Origin of the sequence: Rhodococcus sp. 4CII (assembly GCF_014256275.1) — a bacterium.
Lineage (GTDB): Bacteria > Actinomycetota > Actinomycetes > Mycobacteriales > Mycobacteriaceae > Rhodococcus_F > Rhodococcus_F wratislaviensis_A.
This window is the reverse complement of record NZ_JACCFE010000002.1, coordinates 5,540,334-5,561,582: the sequence shown is the minus strand read 5'-3', so window position 1 is coordinate 5,561,582 and position 21,249 is coordinate 5,540,334. Positions and strand designations below refer to the sequence as shown.

22 protein-coding genes are annotated in these 21,249 nt (G+C 68.0%); 12 read left to right on the top strand and 10 right to left on the bottom strand.

Annotated elements, in window-relative coordinates; genetic code table 11:
- The first annotated feature begins 96 nt into the window (after positions 1 to 96).
- Complete coding sequence (locus tag H0B43_RS26440) at positions 97 to 1,044, top strand: TauD/TfdA family dioxygenase (RefSeq protein ID WP_185725229.1); 948 nt, start codon at positions 97 to 99, stop codon at positions 1,042 to 1,044.
- Between the two features lie 9 nt (positions 1,045 to 1,053).
- Positions 1,054 to 1,800, top strand: coding sequence for an SDR family NAD(P)-dependent oxidoreductase (locus H0B43_RS26435; protein ID WP_185725230.1), 747 nt, complete (start codon positions 1,054 to 1,056; stop codon positions 1,798 to 1,800).
- 281 nt (positions 1,801 to 2,081) lie between these two features.
- Here the strand turns inward: H0B43_RS26435 and H0B43_RS26430 are convergent, their stop codons facing one another.
- Both H0B43_RS26430 and H0B43_RS26425 read right to left on the bottom strand, forming a co-directional pair.
- Positions 2,082 to 3,266, bottom strand: a complete 1,185-nt coding sequence (locus H0B43_RS26430) for an Ig-like domain-containing protein (RefSeq protein WP_185725231.1) — start codon at positions 3,264 to 3,266, stop codon at positions 2,082 to 2,084.
- Between the two features lie 32 nt (positions 3,267 to 3,298).
- Positions 3,299 to 4,390 carry a UDP-N-acetylmuramate dehydrogenase gene (locus H0B43_RS26425; protein ID WP_185725232.1) on the bottom strand — a complete coding sequence of 364 codons (1,092 nt, stop codon included), beginning with the start codon at positions 4,388 to 4,390 and terminating at the stop codon, positions 3,299 to 3,301.
- A gap of 25 nt (positions 4,391 to 4,415) precedes the next feature.
- Between H0B43_RS26425 and H0B43_RS26420 the strand changes: the two genes are divergently transcribed.
- The 4 genes from H0B43_RS26420 (at position 4,416) to H0B43_RS26405 (ending at position 7,072) form a co-directional block, all read left to right on the top strand.
- Positions 4,416 to 4,913: a DUF2505 domain-containing protein gene (locus H0B43_RS26420; protein WP_185725233.1), complete on the top strand. Its 498-nt coding sequence runs from the start codon at positions 4,416 to 4,418 to the stop codon at positions 4,911 to 4,913.
- Between the two features lie 51 nt (positions 4,914 to 4,964).
- Positions 4,965 to 5,465, top strand: coding sequence for a DUF2505 domain-containing protein (locus tag H0B43_RS26415; RefSeq protein WP_185725234.1), 501 nt, complete (start codon positions 4,965 to 4,967; stop codon positions 5,463 to 5,465).
- A gap of 21 nt (positions 5,466 to 5,486) precedes the next feature.
- On the top strand, positions 5,487 to 6,284 hold the full coding sequence (locus tag H0B43_RS26410; RefSeq protein WP_185725235.1) for a class I SAM-dependent methyltransferase: 798 nt from the start codon (positions 5,487 to 5,489) through the stop codon (positions 6,282 to 6,284).
- Between the two features lie 281 nt (positions 6,285 to 6,565).
- Entirely contained in the window at positions 6,566 to 7,072 is a 507-nt protein-coding gene (locus H0B43_RS26405; protein WP_252189703.1) for a hypothetical protein, read from the top strand.
- Between the two features lie 34 nt (positions 7,073 to 7,106).
- On the opposite strand, the gene H0B43_RS26400 is transcribed toward H0B43_RS26405, so the two are convergent.
- A complete protein-coding gene (locus H0B43_RS26400) occupies positions 7,107 to 7,724 on the bottom strand; it encodes a hypothetical protein (protein WP_185725236.1) in 618 nt (205 codons plus the stop codon).
- A 114-nt stretch (positions 7,725 to 7,838) separates the two neighbouring features.
- Between H0B43_RS26400 and H0B43_RS26395 the strand changes: the two genes are divergently transcribed.
- Complete coding sequence (locus H0B43_RS26395) at positions 7,839 to 8,606, top strand: DUF2993 domain-containing protein (RefSeq protein WP_185725237.1); 768 nt, start codon at positions 7,839 to 7,841, stop codon at positions 8,604 to 8,606.
- Positions 8,607 to 8,618: 12 nt separating this feature from the next.
- Here H0B43_RS26395 and deoC read toward each other — a convergent pair whose 3' ends face one another.
- Positions 8,619 to 9,284 (bottom strand): deoxyribose-phosphate aldolase, encoded by a 666-nt coding sequence (deoC, locus tag H0B43_RS26390; protein WP_185725238.1) that lies wholly within the window; start codon positions 9,282 to 9,284, stop codon positions 8,619 to 8,621.
- A 57-nt stretch (positions 9,285 to 9,341) separates the two neighbouring features.
- On the opposite strand from deoC, the gene H0B43_RS26385 reads away from it, so the two are divergent.
- Together H0B43_RS26385 and purU are read left to right on the top strand one after the other, a co-directional pair.
- On the top strand, positions 9,342 to 10,175 hold the full coding sequence (locus tag H0B43_RS26385) for a class I SAM-dependent methyltransferase (RefSeq protein ID WP_185725239.1): 834 nt from the start codon (positions 9,342 to 9,344) through the stop codon (positions 10,173 to 10,175).
- Between the two features lie 13 nt (positions 10,176 to 10,188).
- The gene (purU, locus tag H0B43_RS26380) at positions 10,189 to 11,073 is read left to right on the top strand and encodes a formyltetrahydrofolate deformylase (protein ID WP_185725240.1); all 885 of its coding nucleotides are present in this window, start codon (positions 10,189 to 10,191) and stop codon (positions 11,071 to 11,073) included.
- Positions 11,074 to 11,247: 174 nt separating this feature from the next.
- Here the strand turns inward: purU and H0B43_RS26375 are convergent, their stop codons facing one another.
- The 4 genes from H0B43_RS26375 to H0B43_RS26360 all read right to left on the bottom strand — a co-directional run bounded on the left by H0B43_RS26375 (position 11,248) and on the right by H0B43_RS26360 (position 16,168).
- Positions 11,248 to 12,090 (bottom strand): enoyl-CoA hydratase-related protein, encoded by an 843-nt coding sequence (locus H0B43_RS26375; protein ID WP_185725241.1) that lies wholly within the window; start codon positions 12,088 to 12,090, stop codon positions 11,248 to 11,250.
- A 40-nt stretch (positions 12,091 to 12,130) separates the two neighbouring features.
- Positions 12,131 to 13,648, bottom strand: coding sequence for a class I adenylate-forming enzyme family protein (locus H0B43_RS26370; protein WP_185725242.1), 1,518 nt, complete (start codon positions 13,646 to 13,648; stop codon positions 12,131 to 12,133).
- 82 nt (positions 13,649 to 13,730) lie between these two features.
- Entirely contained in the window at positions 13,731 to 15,209 is a 1,479-nt protein-coding gene (locus tag H0B43_RS26365; protein ID WP_397517444.1) for an MFS transporter, read from the bottom strand.
- Entirely contained in the window at positions 15,206 to 16,168 is a 963-nt protein-coding gene (locus tag H0B43_RS26360) for a PDR/VanB family oxidoreductase (protein WP_185725243.1), read from the bottom strand. The genes H0B43_RS26365 and H0B43_RS26360 overlap by 4 nt, the downstream gene beginning before the upstream one ends.
- A gap of 150 nt (positions 16,169 to 16,318) precedes the next feature.
- Here H0B43_RS26360 and H0B43_RS26355 point away from each other — a divergent pair, with 150 nt between their 5' ends.
- From H0B43_RS26355 to H0B43_RS26345, 3 genes are read left to right on the top strand one after another with little or no spacing between them, the layout of a single operon-like run.
- On the top strand, positions 16,319 to 17,098 hold the full coding sequence (locus tag H0B43_RS26355; RefSeq protein WP_185725244.1) for an SDR family NAD(P)-dependent oxidoreductase: 780 nt from the start codon (positions 16,319 to 16,321) through the stop codon (positions 17,096 to 17,098).
- 20 nt (positions 17,099 to 17,118) lie between these two features.
- A complete protein-coding gene (locus H0B43_RS26350) occupies positions 17,119 to 18,024 on the top strand; it encodes an alpha/beta fold hydrolase (RefSeq protein ID WP_185725245.1) in 906 nt (301 codons plus the stop codon).
- A gap of 32 nt (positions 18,025 to 18,056) precedes the next feature.
- Entirely contained in the window at positions 18,057 to 18,713 is a 657-nt protein-coding gene (locus H0B43_RS26345; protein WP_185725246.1) for a TetR family transcriptional regulator, read from the top strand.
- Positions 18,714 to 18,792: 79 nt separating this feature from the next.
- Here the strand turns inward: H0B43_RS26345 and H0B43_RS26340 are convergent, their stop codons facing one another.
- Positions 18,793 to 20,286 carry an aldehyde dehydrogenase gene (locus H0B43_RS26340; RefSeq protein ID WP_185950083.1) on the bottom strand — a complete coding sequence of 498 codons (1,494 nt, stop codon included), beginning with the start codon at positions 20,284 to 20,286 and terminating at the stop codon, positions 18,793 to 18,795.
- Positions 20,287 to 20,303: 17 nt separating this feature from the next.
- A complete protein-coding gene (locus H0B43_RS26335) occupies positions 20,304 to 21,128 on the bottom strand; it encodes a mycofactocin-coupled SDR family oxidoreductase (protein ID WP_185725249.1) in 825 nt (274 codons plus the stop codon).
- Positions 21,129 to 21,249 lie beyond the last annotated feature (121 nt).

The window sequence follows — 21,249 nt, the reverse complement described above, 5'->3', positions numbered from 1 at the left end:
CGGTTGCGATCAGGGTGACGCAAATCCTTCCGGCAACTCGCGCCGCGATGGTTCGGTTACGGGACTCCACCGCCTCCGGTATCCGAAAGGTCCATCATGTCCATCGATTTCGCGCCCGAGTCCGTGACCGAAGCGGACGCTTCCCCCTCCGCTGCGAGCGTCGTCAAGCTCGGCGCCCACATCGGCGCCCGGATCGACGGCGTCCGGCTCGGCGGCCACCTCGACCCCGCCACCGTGTCACTCATCCGCCAGGCGCTGCTCGACCACAAGGTCATCTTCTTCCGCGGCCAGGATCACCTGACCGACGACTCCCAGTACGAGTTCGCGGAGCTCCTCGGCTCCCCCACCACCGCCCACCCGACAGTCACGTCGCGCGGCACGAAGATCCTGCCCATCGACTCCGACTACGGCAAGGCCAACAGCTGGCACACCGACGTCACGTTCGTCGATCGCATCCCGAAGGCGTCGATCCTGCGTGCCGTGAAACTCCCCACCTACGGCGGATCCACCACGTGGGCATCGGGTGTCGCCGCCTACAACGCACTGCCCGAACCCCTGAAGGTTCTCGCCGACAACCTGTGGGCGACGCACACCAACGTCTACGACTACGCCGCGACCAGTGCGGAGCGCGCGCAGGACGAGAAGGCGACCGAGTACCGCGCCGAGTTCCAGTCCACGTACTTCGAGACGGAGCACCCGGTGGTGCGCGTGCACCCCGAGACCGGTGAACGCACCCTCCTGCTCGGCCATTTCATCAAGAGCCTCGTCGGCCTGAGCAGCACCCAGTCGCAGGCGCTGTTCCGGGTTCTGCAGGACCACGCCATCTCGCTCGAGTTCACCACGCGGTGGAACTGGCAGGACGGCGACGTCGCCATCTGGGACAACCGCGCCACGCAGCATTACGCGGTCGCCGACTACGACGACCAGTACCGGCGCCTCAACCGCATCACCCTGGCGGGCGACGTCCCCGTCGACATCCGGGGCGAGCGCAGCCGCAGTATCGCCGGCGACGCGAGTGGATACTCCGTCGTCGACGAGCCCTAACATGACGGCATGACCCTTTCACCTGACACCCGCATCGCCGTCGTCACCGGAGCGAGCTCCGGAATCGGGGAAGCCACCGCCCGCACCCTTGCCGAGCAGGGATTTCACGTGGTCATCGGGGCCCGGCGACTGGATCGTCTGGAAAAGATCGCCGAAGACATCGGTGGTACCGCGCTCGAACTCGACGTCACGAATCAGGATTCCGTGGACGCGTTCGCCGCGGTACTTCCGAGAGTCGACGTGCTCGTCAACAATGCGGGCGGCGCCAAGGGACTGGCCACCGTCGCCGAGGCCGATCTCGACGACTGGCGGTGGATGTGGGAAACGAATGTCCTGGGCACCCTTCGGGTCACGAAGGCGTTGCTGCCGAAGCTCGTCGAGTCGGGCGACGGCCTGGTCGTCACCGTCACCTCCGTGGCTGCGCTCGAGGCGTACGACAACGGTTCCGGCTACACGACGGCCAAGCACGCACAGGCCGTCCTGCACCGCACGCTGCGCGGGGAACTCCTCGGCCAGCCGGTCCGGGTCACCGAGATCGCCCCGGGCGCAGTGGAAACCGAATTCTCACTGGTCCGCTTCGAGGGCGACCAGGAACGCGCCGACAAGGTCTACGAGGGCATCACCCCGCTGATGGCCTCGGACATCGCCGACATCATCGGATTCGTCGCCTCGCGGCCGTCCCACGTGAACATCGACCAGATCGTCGTCAAGCCGCGAGATCAGGCCTCCTCCGGACGTTTTCACCGCACGACGTAAGCGATCTCGCCGCCGTCCGCCTGTCCTGGTGTTCGAGTAGCAGGACCACGGTCCACAGCCCCGCCACGATCGACATCACCGACACCAGCAACATCCATCCCATCACAGAGTCCCCCTGCCGAATCGGACTGTCGGGGGGTCGTCCGTCGACCCCTCGACAGCGGACGACACCCCACAGTTGTGCCCGAGGACACGGCGCCGTCGGCGCGCCCTCATTCAGATAGACGCAAAGGACCCGTCTTCGGTTCCACCGAGTGTGAAAAAAGTGTCGCCGACCTCACCTATGCGAGGGCGGACAGAGACTGCCATTCGGACCAGTCGATGGCCCAGTCGTAGATGTCGCCGTCGGCGGGCGACAGGTCGATGGACGTTCCGGTCACCTCGACGGGATCGCCGTACATCGCCGTGCCGAAGTACTGCTGCGCGTCCTCCAGGGACAGGTTGATGCAACCGTTGGTGACGTTCGACGAACCCTGGACGCCGACGGTCTCGGGGTTGGCGTGGATGAACTCGCCGTTGTTGGAGATGCGGACGGCCCACCGCTCGCGCACATTCTCGTAGAACGGCGGGTTGGACATGAGGAAGTCCTCGTGCTTCTCGGTCACCATGTGGATGCCGCTGCGCGTGACGTTGCGCGCCTCGTTGCCCTCGCCGTAGCTGACCGGGATGTCCATGATGGTCTCGCCGCCGCGCACCACCTGCATGCGGTGGCTGGGGGCGTTCGCGATCACGATCTGACTGCGTCCCACGGTGAAGTTCAGCGACAGATCCTCCTCGCCGTACGCTCCCCCGCCGAAGTCCACTCCGTACAGCTTGGCATCCAGGGCGACGGTGGTGCCGGGGGCCCAGTAGTTCTGCGGACGCCAGTGCGCGCGCGACCCGTTGTCGTCGGCCAGCCACGCCCAGGCGCCGGGGGTGGGCGGATTGGTCGTGACGGTCATGGCCTTCTCGACCGCGGCCTTGTCCTCCACGGAATCGTGGAACTGGACGATGATCGGGGCGGCAATCCCGACTTCCTGGCCATCGGCGATGTTGAGGGTGGCGCCGATCGTTTCTTCGGGTTCGAGCGTGGTGAAACTGCCGTCGACGGCGACGGACTTGCCGTCCGTGCCGAGTGCCGTGCCGTTCCACGTATACGTGGCGCCGTAGCCCAGCGCCTCCGCGACGGTGAACGTGGTCCGGTCGGGTGAGAGCACACCCTGCACGGCACGACCCTCGGTGTTGACGAGCGAGATGTCGGTGAAGGTGCCCTGGCTCGCGGTCGCGGAGATCGGCGACACCGGGTTGACGTCCTCGGTTCCCGAGGCCGGGTTCAGGGTGACGTCGACTGCCGGTTCGGGCGACGCGGTGGCGGTTCCCGACTCGGAGCCGACCGTGCATCCGGTCAGCAGTAGGAGAAACGCGATCAGCGCCGCCGCGACCAACGCAACGCGCGACCGACTTGTCCGGGAACCCAGTTCATCCACAGCTAACAGATTACCTGTGCTACCGACCCGTCTCAGATGGCGCAGCCGACCGTCACGGGTTCGGGCTCGAGCCGGACGCCGAACGCCGACTGGACGCCGTCGCGCACGTCACGGGCCAAGGACAGCAGGTCCTCGCTCTTCGCGGTGCCACGGTTGGTCAGCGCGAGCGTGTGCTTGGTCGACAGTCGCGCGACCGCCTTGTCCCCGGGATACCCCTTGGAGTAACCGGCACGCTCGATCAGCCACCCCGCAGACAACTTCGTTCCGCCGTCGGCCGGGTACTGCGGAACGGTGACGTCGCCGAGGCGGGTCCCGATCGCGGCGAGGACACCCGCCAACTCCCCGTCTGGCACCACGGGGTTGGTGAAGAACGAGCCCGCACTCCACGTGTCGTGATCGTCGGGGTCCAACACCATCCCTTTGCCCCGGCGCAGGTCCAGCACAGCGTCGCGGACCTGCGCCGACGGCAGTCGATCACCCTCGGAACCGTCGAGCGCCGCGACGAGTTCGCGGTAGCGCAGCGGTTCGGAGAGCCCGTCCGAATGGACCGTCAGTTCCACCGCGAGCACCAGGGCGGCGTCGGAGTGCTTGAGAACGCTCGTGCGGTAGCCGAGACCGAGGGCGCCGGGTTCGACCCAGTGCGCCGCCCCCGTGCGCCGATCGAGCAGGTGCACCCGCCGCAGCATCGATCCGATCTCGACGCCGTACGCACCGACGTTCTGGACCGGCGTGGCCCCCGTCGAACCGGGAATGCCCGACAGGCACTCCAGCCCGCCCAGTTCCGCCGCGACGGTCTGCGCGACCACCTGATCCCACTCGGCGCCCGCCTCGGCAGTGACGAATCCCTCCTCCAGACCGACAGTGGTGTTGCACACACGTACCACCACGCCGTCGAATCCGTCGTCCCCGACCACGAGATTGGAGCCGCCGGCGAGGATCAGCGTCGGGATGCGGGCGCCGTCGAGAAGCCGCACCACGTCGACGAGCACCTGCGTGTTCGGGCACTCGGCCACGATCCGCGCCGGCCCGCCCACCCGAAGGGTGGTCATCCCCGACAGTTCGAGGTTCTCGGAGACGAAGGCGCCCGAATCGACGAGTTGACTGACAATGCTCACATCCCACACAACCGCAAACGGTAGCCTGCGGATCGTGAGTCGCCGCATCGAGCATTCGTCGTCCTATGCGTTTCCCGTCGCCCAGGTCCACGCGGGCCTGATCACCGAGCAGTACTGGCGCGACCGCCTCGACCGGGTCGGAGGGCCGGGAGCCACCCTGGATCAGGTCACGACCGGACCGGGCACCATCTCGGTGGCCATGTCTCAGTCGATTCCCGCCGAGCACCTGCCCAGCATCGTCTCGAAGGTCCGATCCGGCGATCTCGTGATCAAGCGCACGGAGACGTGGGGCGCCCTGGACGGCGACCGCGCCGAGGGCACCTTCACGGCCGAGGTGCAGGGTGCGCCGGCGACGATCTCGGGTACCCAGACCCTGACGGCCGCCGGTTCCGGATCGAATGTGCAGGTCGAAGGCAAGGCCGACGTCCGGATCCCGCTGATCGGCGGCAAGATCGAGGGCGCGATCGCGGACGAGGTCCTTCGCCTCATCGCGAAGGAACAGGACTTCACGAAGCAGTGGCTCGGGGCCTGACCTGGGGCGGGTGTCCCTGGCGTCGGGTCCCAGCCGGTAACCTTGGCGATCATGGCTCGCCGCATCGACTACTCAGCCCGTTACAAGCACACCCCCAAAGAGGTGTACAACGCGTTCACCAACCGTGACTACTGGGATGCGCGCATCGAGGAGATGCGGAAGTATTCCGAGAATCACATCGAGCACTTCGAGGTGACCGACGACGGGATCGACATCGTCCTGCACCACATCCTGCCGCGGTCGGAACTCCCCGAGATCGCGCAGACCGTGATGAAGAAGGACATGGTCATCACGCGCAAGGAGTCGTACACGCCCTTCGGTGAGCCGACCACGGGCACGTACGAGGCGTCGATCCCGGCGGGCCCGGGCAGCCTCACTGGCACGATGAAGCTGTTCGCCACCGAGACCGGGTGCACGTTCCGCACGTCGTCCGAGGCCAAGGTGTACCTACCGTTCATCGGCGGGAAGCTCGAGCAGTTGATGCTCGTCAACCTGATCGACCTCTTCCGTGCCGAGGCCGAGATCACCGAAACCTGGTTGTCGCAGCACTAGCACCCGCCGCACAGACTTCCCATGACTTCAGCGACGCTGAGGCGGCCTCACGGTGTCATCACCCGGGGCACGACCGGCATCAATCGGCTGCGGCGCAGCGACCGCTGGCTCGTCCACGACGCGCTGGTGCGTCGCACGCTGCACGCGTCCGCCGACCCGCTCGTCGTCGACCTCGGGTACGGCGCGCGCCCGCACACCACGTTCGAGCTGGCCGACCGGCTGACCGCCGTGCGCGGCGACCGCCGCGTGGTCGGGCTCGAGATCGACCCCGAGCGCGTGGTCGAGAGCCGGAACGGAGTGAGTTTCGCCCGCGGCGGGTTCGAGCTCTCCGGACTGCGACCGGTCCTGGTCCGCGCGTTCAACGTGCTGCGGCAGTATCCCGAGGACGCGGTCGGTCCGGCGTGGGCGCGCATGCAGTCCGGGCTCGCGCCGGGCGGGTTGATCGTCGACGGCACCTGCGACGAACTGGGTCGCCGCTGCGCGTGGGTGCTGCTCGACGCGACCGGACCGCTGTCGCTGACGCTGGCGTGGGATCCGTTCGCCGTGGACAAGCCCTCGGACATCGCCGAACGGCTGCCCAAGGCGCTGATCCACCGCAACGTCCCGGGCGAGCCGGTGCACGCCCTCCTCGCGGCGGCGGATCGCGCCTGGGCCACCGCGGCGCCGCACGGCTCGTTCGGACCCCGGGTGCGGTGGCGGGCCGCCCTCGAATTGCTGCGCGCGCAGGGACTTCCCGTGCAACCCCAGCGCCGCCGGCTCCGCGACAACATCCTCACCGTTCCGTGGGCACTGGTCGCGCCCGGTTCCGGCGTAAATTAATACACGCGACACCGCCGAGATCCTCCCCTGGAGTCATTTTCACGAAACATGTTGTGCCGGTGCGCAGGCGAGGGTTACTTCGACTGTTAATCGCGCGGTCGCCGGTTCGAATCCGGTCAGGGACGCACGTCCCTGTAGCTCAGCGGTAGAGCGCGTCCGTGCCTTCGCCGACCCCGATCTCGGCACGACATGCGTGCGCGCCACCCACCCCGCCGTCGCTTCGATCTCGGGTGGCGCGCACTCCGCACGTCCACCGGAACCTCCTGGAAGGAGGAACACCCATGAGCAAATTCAACCTGAAGGCGCTGCGCCGCAGCAAGTTACAGAGCTCCATCACGTCGGAGACGATGTCCGTCGGCCGCACCTTCGCGGGCGGCAGCGGCTACGTCCGCGACGCGAAGAGCGAGCTGTTCCTCCTCGCGGTCACCACCATGGTGGGCGAGCGCACCTTCTACGAGTCGGCCTCCGACCGCGACGGACGGTTCGTCGAGCTGATCCACGAGGTCACGCTGTCGGATCCGGAGTGGACCGCCCGCCTGATCGGGTGGCTGCGCCGCGACGCGCATCTGCGTTCGGCGTCGGTGGTGGCCGCCGCGGAGTTCGTCCGGGCCCGGCTCGGCGCCGGCCTGCACGGCGGCAACCGTGCCGTCATCGCCTCGGCGCTGCAGCGGGCCGACGAGCCGGTGGACGGCGGCATCCGCGACGGACACGGCGTCGGCGGTGCGGAAGCACTACCGCGCCCACGATCGCGTCGTCATCGTCACCGACGAGCAGGCGGCGTGGGGTGATCCGACCCGGCACGCGAGTGGCCGTTCTGACTGCTCAGGTGCAGGTGGCCAGTGCGTGTTCGACACGCTGCGCCACCTGCGCCGGCAGCGATCCGCACTCGCCGTGCAGTGCGCGTGCATTCAGGCGCCCGATCGCGACGCCGTCGGCGACCACCTCGTCGAGCAGTTCCTGCGAGATACCGCTGGCGGCGAGGTCGAGTGCGGTGCACATCGGCGTGGTGATGCGGAGGGGGCCGACCTGCTCGCAGTCCTCCGGGCGGAGGGATCGCCGGTGCAACGCCAACTGCTGCGTGGGCGAGGGCGGCGACAACACCGTGGAGAGGTGGATGAACCGCGGATACAGGTGCCCGAGACCGTGAAGTTCGGCGGCACTCTGATGTGAGACCGCGGCGGCCGCACCGAACCAGGTGCACCACTTCGCGAACTCCTCGAGATCGGAGTGCGGGCAATCCTTCAAGCGGAACAGATCTCGCTCGACCTTGACCCACGAACCGTCGGCGAGGTGCTCGCCGATATCGTCGGCGGCGAAACCGAGGCGCAACACCTGCGCAGTGGTGAAGAAACCCGCCTGAGCCGTCGCGACGCGTGTCAGCTCTTCACCGACACCTTCGCGCTCCGGGTCACCGGGACGTGGAGCCAACCATCCGGACATTCCCCTACATTACTGGGCATTTGTGGCATGTATCACAATTTCTGCGGATCTCGGCGCCACGCCGCGCGCGCATTTCACAGAATTTGCTCAGAGTGTTCGGGAAGAATCCGTGTCATGACAGCCGGAACGAACTCCGCACCCCGAAGTAACCGTGTGCTCGTCATCTCTCTTGTCGTCATCGCGGCGCTCGTCGCGGTCCTCGTCGGCGGTGAACTCTACGTGCGCAACCGAGTGAAGACCTGCATGGCAGACCAGTTCGAGAGCCAGCTCGGCTCGCAGGTGGACGTCGGCCTGAGCTGGAAGCCGGTCCTTCTGCAGTCGATCGACAAGAACGTCCCGTACATCACCATCGACTCCGACGACACGAAGTTCGGCCCCGCGCAGGGGATGCAGGTACACGCCCAGGTCAACGACATCCGGATCGAGAACACCGCCGACAGCAGCGGCACCATCGGCAGCTCCGACGCCCACGTCACCTGGTCCACCGCGGGCATCCTCGCGACGCTGCAGCAGCAGGCGTTCGGCTCGCTCATCAGCGGAGTCACCGCGGACTCGAACGCCGGGACTTTGAAGTTCGCCGTCGGCCCGGCCGGACTCGCAGACCTGACGGTGCGGCCCCAAGTGGTGAACGGGACCGTGAAGGTGGACACGGTGGGGGCGGAGATTCTCGGTTTCGGTCTTCCCACCGATCTCGTCGACGGGGTCGTCCAGACCCTCACCTCGAGTCTGCAGACCTACCCCCTCGGCATGCAGCCGACGTCCCTGAAGGTCACCGACGACGCCATCGAGATCACTCTCGAAGGCGGCGCCTACACGATGCCTGCCGCGGGCACCCAGCAACAGCAGCAGGAACAGCAGAGCAGCTGCGGCCTCCTGGTCTGATCGGCTGCCGGGTCAGTCGGGCAACCCGTCGAGGACGGCACGGGTTCCCGACAGCCCCAGCCGGGTCGCCCCCGCCGCGATCATGTCGAGCGCGGCCTGCGCTGTGCGGATCCCGCCGCTCGCCTTGACCCCGATCCGCCCGTCGACGGTCTGCGCCATCAGCCGCACCGCCTCCACCGTCGCTCCCCCGGCCGGGTGGAATCCCGTGGACGTCTTCACGAAGTTCGCGCCGGCCCGCTCGGCGGCCCGGCACGACTCGACGATCGCCTCGTCGGTGAGTGCCGCGGTCTCGAGGATCACCTTCAGGACGGTGCTGTCGCCGACGGCCTCGCGCACGGTGAGGACGTCGGCGAGCACCGCATTGAAATCGCCGGCCACGGCGGCGCCGATGTCGATCACCATGTCGATTTCCTGCGCGCCCTGATCCACGGCGAGCCGGGCTTCGGCGCCCTTGACCAGCGAGTGGTGCTTCCCCGAGGGGAACCCGACCACGGCCGCGGTCACGAGGCCGGGCGCCCTGACCGGCAGCATCGACGGCGACACGCACACAGCGAGCACACCGAGCGCACGTGCCTCGTCGATCAGCGCCCTCACGTCGCCGGCGGTGGCCTCCGGCTTGAGGAGCGTGTGGTCGACGAGGTCGGCCACCTGGGAGCGGGTCAGTGCAGCGTCGGACATACCTGTGAGCTTCGCACAATGCCGTCCGGGTCTCGCGGCACGGCCTAGCATCGCCGTATGACTGATCCGGGATCGATCTTCGACGAGGCACGGCTCGAGTTCGACCGGCTGACGACGGCCGTGTGGGCGCCGGCCGGGCAGTCGCTCGTCTTCCAGCTCGGACTGCGTCCCGGCGACGCCGTTCTCGACGTGTGCTGCGGCGCAGGCTCTTCTGCCGTGCCCGCCGCCACCGCGGTGGGACCGTCGGGACTCGTCCACGGGGTCGACCTGTCCGACGAACTCCTGGAGCGGGGCCGGATCACGGCGTCCGACCGCGGATTGCAGAACATCGAATTCGTCTGCGCGGACGCCACCACCTGGGAGCCGCCGAGCACCGTCCCTGAGGCCGGCTACGACGCACTCGCCTGCTCGTACGGCGTGTTCTTCCTGCCCCACATGGATGCCTCGTTCACCCGGCTCACGGGCCTCGTCCGGCCCGGCGGGAAGGTCGGGATCACAGTGTGGCGGCGGGGCGCGCTGCGTGCGTTCGCGGACGCGTTCCACGACGCCGTGGCCCGTCACCAGGAACCTGCGCCCGAACCGGCCGGGTCGCCGTTCGATCCCCTCGAACGCATCGACACCCCGGACGCTCTCCACCAGTGGCTGGGCGAGCTGGGCGCGCACTCGACCGAGGTCCGGGAACTGTCCAACATCATTCCGGCGACCCCCGAGTTCGCGTGGAACCTGGTCCTCGGTGGGGCCTTCCGCCGCGCGCTCGCCCCGTTCGACGACCGGACGGTCGAGCAGATTCGTCTCGATCTCCTGCAGCTGCTCACCGAACGCGCGATTCACGACGTCGACGCCGGGACCCTCGTCGGCACCGCCGTGGTGAACGGCCGGAGCGCGACCTGAAAGACTGTTGCCCATGAGCGCTGCTTCGACCGAGGACCACCGGTACGTTCTTTCTCTCGGCTGCCCCGACCGCACCGGCATCGTCGCCCGCATCTCGACATTCCTCGCCGAGGTCGGCGGCTGGATCGTCGAGGCCGCGTACCACGCCGACGCGGACACCGGCTGGTTCTTCACCCGCCAGGCGGTCCGAGCGTCCTCGGTGGACATGTCCATCGAGGAACTCCGGGAGCGCTTCGCGGCGGTGGCCGCCGAACTCGGCCCCGAGACCGAGTGGACCGTGTCCGACACCGGTGAGCGCAAGCGGGTGGTGCTGCTGGTGAGCAAGGAGGCGCACTGTCTCCACGACCTGCTGGGCCGTGCGGCCGGCGGCGAACTGCCCGCCGACATCTGCGCGGTGATCGGCAACCACCGCGACCTCGAAACCGTCACGCGGCAGCACGGCATCGACTTCCACCACGTGCCGTTCCCGAAGGATCCGGCCGAACGCGGGCCCGCGTTCGAGCAGGTGCGGGTACTGGTCGACGCCCACGACCCCGACGCCGTCGTGCTGGCGCGGTTCATGCAGGTGCTGCCGTCGGAACTGTGCGAGCACTGGGCCGGCCGGGCGATCAACATCCACCACAGCTTCCTGCCGTCTTTCGTCGGCGCCCGCCCCTATCACCAGGCGTTCGCCCGCGGCGTGAAGCTGATCGGCGCCACCTGCCACTACGTGACCGCCGAACTCGACGCGGGCCCCATCATCGAGCAGGACGTGATCCGCGTCGACCACGCCGACGAGGTCGCCGACATGGTCCGGCAGGGCCGGGACATCGAGAAACTCGTGCTCTCCCGCGGCCTGCGCTGGCATCTCGAGGACCGCGTCCTCGTGCACGGCCGAAAGACCGTGGTGTTCAGCTAGTTCCGTCGCACACGGGCCGCAGCAAGGGCACTGACATGGTCGACGTCGCAGTTGCACAGTTCGCTGCCGGTTCGGACGAGGGCCACAACCTCACCCTGATCGCGAGGTCCGCGCCCGAACCCGGCACTGTCGCTGCGCCGCTTCGGTGTGGCGGCACGCAGTAGATTCCGGCGATCAGCGGTACACGTCGGGGAGGCCGTCCGACACCGACTGGGGGAAGTCGGGCTGCCGCTTGTCCAGGAAGGCCGCGACTCCTTCGCGGACGTCGGGCGAGGTCCCGCGCACGTGGATGGCGATCGACTCGGCCCGGTGTGCCACCTCGGGGCTGTCGGCTCCGAGCATGCGCCACATCAGCTGCCGGGTCAGGGCGACGGAGACCGGCGAGGTGCCCGTCGACAGTTCGCGGGCCACCTCGATCGCGCGCGACAGCACGCGGTCGGCGGGGACGACCTCGCGGACGAGGCCGCGTTCGAGCGCCTCCGCCGCCGACACCATCTTCCCGCCGAGGGTCCACTCGACCGCGGTCGAGATGCCCACGATCCGGGGCAGGAACCAGGTGGAACAGGCCTCCGGCACGAGCCCGCGACGGGTGAACACGAACCCGAACTTCGCGGTGTCCGCGGCGATCCGGACGTCGGCGGGCAGCGTCATGGTCACACCGACCCCCGCGGCGGGGCCGTTGATCGCCGCGATCACCGGCTTCGTCGACCGATAGATCCGCAGCGACGTCTGGCCTCCCGAGTCCGGCGGCGCCTCGCCGGTGTCCGGATCGTCCTCGCTGACGAACGTGTCGCCGCCGGCCGCGAGGTCCGCGCCCGCGCAGAAGGCGCGACCGGTTCCCGTGAGGACGATCGCCCGGACCGAATCGTCGGCGTCACATTCGTCGAAGACTTCGATGATCCGATCCCGCACCGCGAGAGTGAACGCGTTGAGCCGTTCGGGGCGATTCAGCCGCACGACGGCGATCTCCTCGTGCCGTTCGAGCACGACCACGCTCTCGACATCGACAGACGTCATTTCTTCTTCTTCCTCTTCGTCGAATCACGCAGGTGGAGCGTCAGCGCACCTTCGAGAACCTCTCGGACACGTCGCGGTACTCGGATCGGATCGCGGTCTTGGACAGCTTCCCGCTGGGGAGCCGCGGCAGGGGTTCGTCCCGGATCACGACGTAGCGGGGCACCTTGTAGTCGGCGACGAGCCGGTCGCAGTGTTCGACGATGGTGGCCGCATCGACGTCGCCGGTGACCGTCACGATCGCGGCGGGCGTCTCACCGAACCGCGGATCCTTCGCGGCGATCACCGCTACTTCCTCCACCCCGTCGATCTCGCCGATCACGCGCTCGAGTTCCACGGGTGAGATGTTGATTCCGCCCGTGATGATGAGGTCCTTGAGCCGGTCGACGAACTGCAGTCGCCCGTCGCCGTCCCGGGTTCCCAGATCGCCGCTGTGCAGCCATCCGTCCTGCAGCGCGGCCTCGGTGGACTCTTGGTCGTTCCAGTAGCCGGGCGTCACTCCCGGTCCGCTGAGCAGAATTTCGCCTTCCTCGCCGGGGTCGGCCTCGGTCCCGTCGGGGCGGACCACTTTCATCTCGGTGAAGATGGACCCGTTTCCGCACGTCCCGGGGTGGTCGAAGGCCTCACTCACGAGTGTGGCGGTCGCGACTCCCCCGGCCTCCGTCATGCCGTAGATCTGGCGGAGCGCCACCCCCTTGTCCGCCCACCGCTGCAGCAGGGCGGGTGCGACGGCGGCGCCACCGATGATCGCCGTGCGCAGCGAGCTGAGGTCGGCGTCGTCGAACTCCGGGGCCCGGGAGATGGCGTCGAAGATCAGGGGCACGCCGAAGAGCGCCTGGACCCGGTGCTCGCTCAGCAGCGCCGCGGCGCGTCCGGGTTTCAGCTCGCGTTCGATGATGATGGTGCCGCCCAGCACGGTGGTCATGAGCAGGCCCCACACGAGACCGGGGGTGAAGACGAGCGGGAGGACCAGCAGCGTCGTCGCGCCGGGCCGGAGTCCTTCCTCCGTGAGCGAAGCCTCGAAGACGATGTTCAGCAGGGTGCGGTTGGTGCAGATGACGCCCTTGGAGAGCCCGGTGGACCCACTGGTGAACAACAGCGCCGTCGGCTCGTCGGGGCCGAGGTCGATCCGGAAGTCGTCGACGCCGCCGCCGCGCAGCGCCGCGAATTCTTCGAAGGGCAGCGAGTCGAACGGCGTGCCCAGAGTGCGCGTCGCGTCGATGGAGTCGCCGAACGCGGCGGGCGCGATGACCAGGCGGGCGCCGGCGTCGTCGATCACTTTGCGCAGTTCCGCCGGCTTGAGTCGCGGGTTCAGCGGTACCAGGACAGCGCCGGCCTTGAGTACGCCGAGGGCGATGGCCGGCCACTCCAGCGAGTTCGGGCCGAGGACACCGACTCGGGTTCCCGGCTCGATCCCGGCTGCGGCGACCCGGCGGGCGATTCGGCTCGACCAGTCCTGCAGTTCCCGGTACGTGAGCGCGTCGTCATCCACGACGATCGCCCGCTGGTCGCCCTTCGTCGCCGCCCACCAATGCAACGCCGACCCGATTGTCGCAGCCATCTCCACTCAACCTTCCGCCGTCGCCGCTGGGCGACATCGATGTCACGGCCGACGCCTCGCGCCACCGCCCAAAACCTATGATCTATAGATTAACTGATACTGCACCGAATCGGACACCCCGATCGGCACGTTTTCTCCGGAAGTGCTCCGCACACACGATCGCGAGTCCGGCCGCTCCCGCCGCCGCCGCGCCGGCCCAGAACGCGATCACGAACGCCCGCTCGGACGCCAGATCCGTGCCGGCGACGGTCACCGCGGCGAGCAGCGTCGCGACGAGCGCACTGGCGAGCGAACTTCCGAAGGTCCGCGCAATCGCGTTGATACCGTTGGCGACTCCGGTGAATTCGGGCGACACCGCGTCGACGAGCAACGCGGGCAGCGCCGCATACGACGCACTGACGAAGACGTTGATCACGACGAGCGCCACCACAACCTGCCACAGCCGGGAATGCGCCAGCGCCAGCATCGCGAATCCGGCCACCCCGATCCCGCAGACCGCGACGAGCACACGGTCCGCGCGGAAGCGGTGAACGAACGGGCCGCTCACCGACGCCGCGGCCACACCCGCCACCGAACCGGGGAGCAGCACGAGGAGGCTGGTGCGCAGCACCGACGCGTCGAAACCGTATCCGACGTCGGCCCGCGACGCCTGAACGAACTGCGCCGCACCGAGAAACTGGATGTACATGGCCATGCCGAGGAGGAACGCCGCGAGATGAGCGCCCGCCACCCGCCGGCCGGACAGCAGCATCGGCGGGACGAGGGGTGCGGTGGTCCGTCGCTCGTGCAGATACCACCAGACCGAGACGACGACCCCCAGTGCCGCGACGCCGATCGTCTGCGGCGACGCCCAGCCCCACCGGCCGCCTTCGGCGAGGGCGATCAGAATCCCCGACAGCCCCACGGCCATCAGACCGACGCCGGCCGCGTCGACACCGCCGCGGAACCGCGCCGCATCGCCGCGGGGGACGGCCGCCCACGCAACGACGAGTGCGGTGAGGTTCAGCCCGACGAGCAGCACGAACACCCGCCGGAAGTCCGCACCCTCGGTGTGGATCACACCGGCTGCGATCATCCCGAGGCCCCCGCCGACCGCCAGGATCCCCGACATCAGCCCGATCGCGTTCAGGAGCCGGCGCGGGTCGAGACGCCCTCGCAGCACGGCGACGCCGATCGGGAACAGCGCGAACGACATCCCCTGGAGGATGCGACCCAGAACGAGGACCGGGAGATGCTCGGTGACGATGCACAGCACCGAACCGACGAGTACCAGGACGAGGGTGCCCAGCAGAACCGGGCACGGTCCGCATCGATCGGCGAGCCGGCCCAGCACCGGCGTGCACACCGCCGCGGCAAGCAGGTTCGCCGTGACCACCCAGCCGGCAGCGGCCGAATCGACATCGAGTTGCGACGCCATGGCGGGAAGCAGCGGCACCACGGCCGTCTGGGTCACCGGTGTGGTCATGACGACGAAGCACAGCGCGGGGACCAGCAGCCGATCGCGTGCCACCGAGGGTCTAGCCGGATGCGTGGCCGTGACCGGCTCGGCGCCCTTCGTCACAGATCCAGAATCAGCTTGGGTGTGCAACTCCGGGACACGCAGATCATCATGGCGTCGTTCTCCGCGTGCTCGTCCTCGCTGAGTACGGAGTCGCGGTGATCGGGAATGCCGCCGAGTACCGCGACCTCGCATGTTCCACACGTGCCTTCCCGGCAGGAGAAGTCTGCGTCGACACCCTCTCGCAGGACGGCGTCGAGAATCGTCTCGTCCGCGGCGACCTGCACCGTTCGCGCCGACCGGCCGAGTTCGACCTCGAAGGCGTCGTCGTCGGCTCCCGTCGGAACCTCCTTGGGCGCGAACCGTTCGACGTGCAGTGTGACGTGGGGACGTTCGCGGCACGCCGATTCGATTGCCTGCAGCAACGGTTCCGGCCCACAGCAGTACACGACAGTTCCGGGCTCGACCTCGTCGAGGGCCGCGGCGAGATCGAGGTGTCCGTGCTCGTCCTGCGGCCGGATGCGCACCCGATCGGGGTGCGCCGTCACGAGTTCGTCGGCGAACGCCATGCTCGCGCGGGTCCGTCCGCCGTAGAGGAGGCGCCACGGCGTTCCCTTCGCATCCACCTCCCGCGTCATGGGCAAGAGGGGCGTGATGCCGATCCCGCCCGCCACGAAGAGGTAGGAGTCGGCATCGACGAGCGCGAAGTGGTTGCGGGGGCCACCGACGGCGACGAGGTCACCGGTTTCGAGTTTGTCGTGGACGCGGATCGAGCCACCACGGCCGTCTGCCTCACGCAGGACTGCCACGGTCAGCGAGGACGTGTCTCCGAGATTCCCGCACAGTGAGTACTGGCGGGTGGTCGTGTCGTCGAGGATCAGATCGATGTGTGAACCCGGCGTCCAGGCCGGGGCCGCAGCACCGGATTCGTCGACCAGCGTGAGTCGCACGACGCCGTCGGCAAGCGCGTCCTTGCCGGCAACCTGCATCTGCCGCCGTTCCTGGTTCGCATTGCTGGTCATGTATCCGTCTCGTTCCACTCGACTCCACTATCCCATAAATCTTATGTCATTAGATTAAAGCCGCGCAAGACGCCCGTCGGAGATGTTGCCCCGCGGCGACACCTGCGATAAACCTATGTCCATTAGAATTTCGGATGGGAGACCTCGATCATGAACCTGCCGGCAACCGAATCGGTGCTCGACCTGTTCCGCCTGACCGACTCCGTGGCCGTCGTCACCGGAGCGGGCAGCGGACTCGGCGCGGGGTTCGCCTGCGCACTCGCGGAGGCGGGCGCGGATGTCGTGATCGCCGCACGACGGCGCGACAGACTCGACGCGGTCGCCCGATCGGTGACCGAACGCGGTCGCGAGTGCCTCGTGGTCCCCACCGACGTCACCGACCCGCAGCAGTGCGACGCGCTCGCCCGGGCCGCGATCGAACGGTTCGGCAGACTCGACGTCCTGGTGAACAACGCCGGCGTCACCCATGCCACACCCGCCACCCGCGAGCGGCCGGAGGACTATCGGGCGGTCCTCGATGTGAACCTCTTCGGCGCCTACTGGGCCGCACAGGCCTGCGCGCGCGTCATGCGGCCCGGGTCCAGCATCGTCAACATCACCAGCATGCTCGGCCTGGTGAAGTCTGTGCTCCCGCAGGCCGCGTACTCGTCGAGCAAGGCCGGTCTCATCGGATTGACCCGGGACCTGTCGAACCAGTGGTCCGGGCGGAAGGGCATCCGGGTCAACGCGATCGCACCGGGGTTCGTCGACACCGGTATGATCGGCGAGATGTCGGCGGAGACACTCGCGGCCTTCCTCCACGACTGTTCGCTGGGACGCACCGCCACCCAGCGCGAACTCGACGCGGCGGTGGTCTTCCTCGCCAGCCGAGCCTCGGGATACATCACCGGTTCGACGCTGGCCGTCGACGGCGGAACCTCCGGTCACTGACCGACGAAAGGCGAAAAACCATGCCCCTCACCACCCTTCGCACCGATCTTCGAGGCGACGGAGTCGTGCTCACCGCCGACCGGTGGGAGCCGGCCTCCCCGAGGAAAGGGATCGTCCTGCTCCTCCACGGCGGTGGGCAGACCCGCCATTCGTGGCAGCGCACCGGAATTCGTCTCGCCGACAACGGCTGGTGCGCACTGGCGATCGATGCCCGCGGTCACGGCGACAGCGAGTGGGCCGAGGACGGCGACTACGGTACCGAGGCCCACGCGCGCGATCTCGCCGCGGTCGTCACCGACCTCGGCGAACCCCCGGTGCTGGTCGGCGCGTCCATGGGTGGGATGGCGTCGTTGCTCGCCCAGGGCGACCACGGCATCGGCCGTGCGCTGGTCCTGGTGGACATCACCCCCCGTGCCGAGCCTGAAGGACTCGCCAAGATCACGGCGTTCATGGAGAGCGGGCTCGCCGGTTTCGACACTCTCGACGACGCCCTCGACGCCGTCGTCGCGTACAACCCGCACCGTCGTCGCCCGCCGCGGATCGAAGGTCTCCGCAAGAATCTTCGCCACCGCGACGGTCGCTGGTACTGGCACTGGGATCCGCGGATGATCATGCACCGGGAGAACGGCGTCGACCAGGCGGGGGTCCGCGAGGCGCGGGCTCGTGCCGCGGCGCGCGCGGTGACCGTCCCGACCCTCCTCATCCGGGGCGCGCAGTCCGACGTCGTCAGCGCCGACGGCGCGCGTGACCTGCTGGAACTGATCCCGGCGGCCCGTCACATCGACGTCGGGGGCGCCGGGCACATGGTCAGCGGCGACGACAACGACCTGCTCAGCGACGGCCTGCTCGACTTCCTCGATCGAGAGGTCGCCTACACCCGGAAGGTGACCACGACCCGCTACGATTCACCTCACCATGCCAAATAACCGTTCGAGCGAACCCCACCGGAAAGCCTGACATGCCCCGACCGTCGAAGCCCCTGATCAGCCGTGCAACTGCGGTGCAGGCGTCCATCGAAATCATCGATTCCGAAGGACTCGAGGCATTCAGTCTGCCCCGACTGGCCAAGCACCTCGGAGTGCAGGCGCCGTCGTTGTACCACCACTTCGCGGACAAGAGCGAGATCCTGTCCGCCGTGGCACGGCACATCGCCGGCGCCACCGTGGTCCGCCCCCGCCGCAAGCCCGGTGCCGACTGGCCCGAGTTCTTCGTGGCGTTGAGCCTGAACTTCCGCCAGGCCATTCTCCGGCACCGTAACGCGGCACCGATCCTGCTGCAGTATCTGCCCCGCGACCTGCTGATCGGCACGTACGAGGACACGGCCCGATTCCTCCTGGACTCCGGCGTCCCGACGCATCTCCACGTCCAGATTCTGGACGGGATGGAGACACTGTCCATCGGCGCCGTCCTGACTGAGGCGATGCGCAAACCGAGTACCCGCGCGACGATCTTCCCGAATGTCGATCCGGACTCGCAGCCCCTTCTCGCGGAAGCTCTTGCTGCCAACGAACTCTCGTCGAAGAAGTTGTTCGAGGAGATGATCCGCAGCTTCCTGTACGGGGTGATGCGGAACCAAGCCGGTGCCGGTTCTGCTACCACGGAACGCTCGGCCTGAAGCGCCGCCCGAGCCGACCGAACGGCCCCTGGACTTCCGAGTCCGGGGGCCGTTCGTCATCTCTGCGACCGGCGATCGGCTACCCGATCGCCGGCAGGTGAACCGTCTTGGTCTCGAAGAACTCCTCGAGGCCCTCGATTCCGCCTTCACGCCCGACACCGGACTGCTTGTAGCCGCCGAACGGCACCGTGAAGTCGATGATGGCCGCGTTCACGCTGATCGTTCCGGTCCGGATCCGCTGCGCCACCTCGAAACCGTGGTCGAGGTCCTCCGTGTACACCGCACCGGACAAGCCGTAGATCGAGTCGTTGGCGATGGCGATCGCCTCCTCCTCGTCCTCGTAGGTGATGACGGAGATGACCGGGCCGAACACCTCCTCCTGCGCGACTCGCATGTCGTTGCGCACGCCGTCGATCAAGGTCGGCTCGACGAAGAAGCCGTGTTCGACCCCGGCGGGCCGCCCGCCGCCGAGCACGATCGTCGCGCCCTCCTCCTTGGCCGAGGCGATGTAGCTCTCGACGCGGTCACGTTGCCGCTCCATGGCGAGCGGACCCAGGAAATTCGTCTGCTCCCAAGGATTTCCCATCGGCAGGAAGCTCAGTGCACCCTTGAACGCTTCGATCACCTCGTCGTGCCGCTTGCGGGACACGAGGACACGCGTCAGCGCGATACAGGCCTGACCGCTCTGCATGCAGCCTCCCATCGGGAGCGACTGCATGACGTGCCCGAGGTCGGCGTCGTCGAGGATGATGGCGGCCGACTTGCCTCCGAGTTCGAGGGACACCCGCGCGATCCGCTCGCCGGCGAGCGACATGATGCGCCGCCCGGCGAGAGTGCTTCCGGTGAAGGTGATGTGATCGACGTCGGGGTTGGTGACGAGGGTTTCGGAGATCTCGCGATCGGCGCAGAGAACGCTGACGACACCGGGGGGAATCACGCCTTCCGCCGTCAGTTCCCCGATGATGTCCGCGAACACGGACGGCGAAAGGGGGGCCTCCGGCGCCGTCTTGAGAATCACCGAGCAGCCGGCGGCGAGGGCGGGCGCCAGCTTGAACGCGATCGTCCCGATCGGCCCGTTCCAGGGGATGATGGCGGCGACCACACCGGTCGGCTCCTTGAGGATCCGGGAGATTCCGCCATCCGCCCGGGTCCGGTCCTCGCGAGTGGAAAAGTTCCGGGCCACCGCGGCGACGGCGCGGAACAATCCGGCGGTCATCTGCTGGGTCGGTCCACTGACCGCGACGGGGATGCCGACCTCGATGACCCCGAGCGGGGTCAACTCCTCGACCCGGCGCTCGAGCCGGTTCGCGATCTCGTCGAGAACATCGGCACGCTCGGCCATCGTGCGCGACGCCCATTCCCCGGAATCGAACGACGCGCGCGCCTCCTGTACGGCCCGCGCGACGTCTTCTGCTGTGGCGCTACGGATTCGCGCCGCCCGCTTCTCGGTCCACGGGTCGACGAGGTCGATCCATTCGTCTCCCGTCGACTCCACCCACCGGCCGCCCACGAATACCTGCTCGCGATCGGCGATCTCCGGCGGCGCTGCTGCCGTCGATTCGGTTGTCGTCATGTCGGTTACTCCTTCGCTCAGCGGTTGTTGTAGCCGGCATCGACCGGCAGGGTCACGCCCGTGACGTACCGCGCCTCGTCGGAGGCGAGGAACACGATGGCGTTGCTGATGTCGACGGCCTCGATCAGCTCGATCGGCATCGGATTCTTGTACGACTCGTCGTTCGCGACCTCGGGGTGCGAGTTCACGAACTCGCCGTATTCGGCATTGGCGACCATTGGGGTGTTCACACCGGTGGGATGCACGGTGTTGACTCGAATGCTGTGCTTGGCCAGCTGCTTCGAGTACAGGCGCATGAGGCCGACGACGCCGTGCTTGGCCGCGGAGTAGCCGGCCTGCCCGGGGAACGTGTTCAGCCCGATGCTGGTGAGGCCCGCGGCGGAACTGGTGATGACGATCGACCCGCCCTGACCGCGTTCGATCAGTCCGGGCACCGTCACCTCGAGGACGTGCCACACACCGGTGAGCATCACGTCGATCGCGTCGTGCCACGCCTGCGGCTGGTCGCCGGGTTCGATGACGGGCATGATCCCGGCGTTGGGCAGGACGATGTCGACGTGCCCGAACTGTTCGATTCCGGCGTCGTAGGCGCGCTGGACGTCGGCCCGGTTCCGGACGTCGCCGACCGACGTGACGATGGAGCCGCCGGCCTCCTTGACCAGACGTTCGGTCTCGGCGAGGTCGTCCGTGGTGGCCATGGGGTAGAAGACCGAGTCGATCTGCTCGCAGATATCCATCGCGATGACCGAGGCGCCCTCCTCTGCCAGTCGAATGGCGTGCGAACGTCCCTGTCCGCGAGCCGCACCGGTGACGAACGCGACCTTCCCCTCGAGTCGTGTCATGACGTGTCCTTCCGTTCAACCGAGCCTGAGATGTCGGTGATGAGCGCAGAAATGTCGCGCGGCGTGCGCGCGGCGTGCGCACTGGATGTGAGCCTGGGTTCGAGGGCCGTCGGCCGGACGC